Below are 663 nucleotides of genomic sequence, written 5' to 3' on the forward strand. Positions count from 1 at the left end.
CGATCTGCATATCACCGCGCCCTTTTCTGGAACGGTTGGATTTATCGATTTCAGCCGCGGGAAAATGGTTAGCGCAGGAACTGAGCTTCTGACATTAGACGATCTGTCGGTCATGGAGTTGGATTTACAAATTCCAGAACGTTATTTGTCGATGTTGTCAGTTGGAATGGAAGTTGCCGCGAAGACCAGTGCTTGGGGTGAACAACGTTTTTCTGGGAAAGTCACTGGTATTGATACCAGAATCAGTGCAGAGACATTGAATTTGCGCGTGCGCATTGAGTTTGATAACACAGAAAACCAATTGAAACCGGGTATGTTGATGAACGCTTCACTGGCATTTCCTGCTATTAAAGCGCCGATCATTCCTGTTCAAGCACTTGAATACTCAGGCACCAAACGCTTTGTATATGTAATTGATGAAAACAACAAAGCGACTCGCCAAGAGGTGTTGCTGGGTGCGCGTGTCGACAACGAAGTAGTGATTGAATCTGGCGTTGAGATTGGTGACAAGATCGTTGTTCAAGGCATTGTTAACATGCGTGATGGCGTTGAAGTGAAAGAAATTGTCGCGCCACTCAAAGCTAACACTGCGGATGTGACAGGCAATGACAGTGAATCGGCTGAGGAAGAAAACTAATGTTACTTTCCGACGTTTCAGTTAAA

1 pseudogene is annotated in these 663 nt (G+C 45.2%); it reads left to right on the forward strand.

From position 1 onward, the window contains the following. A pseudogene (vmeE, locus tag R7044_RS25845) lies at positions 1-637 on the forward strand (multidrug efflux RND transporter periplasmic adaptor subunit VmeE); the annotation flags it as partial. Positions 638-663: the final 26 nt, after the last annotated feature.

The sequence above is a fragment of the Vibrio sp. 1402 genome, assembly GCF_033340275.1.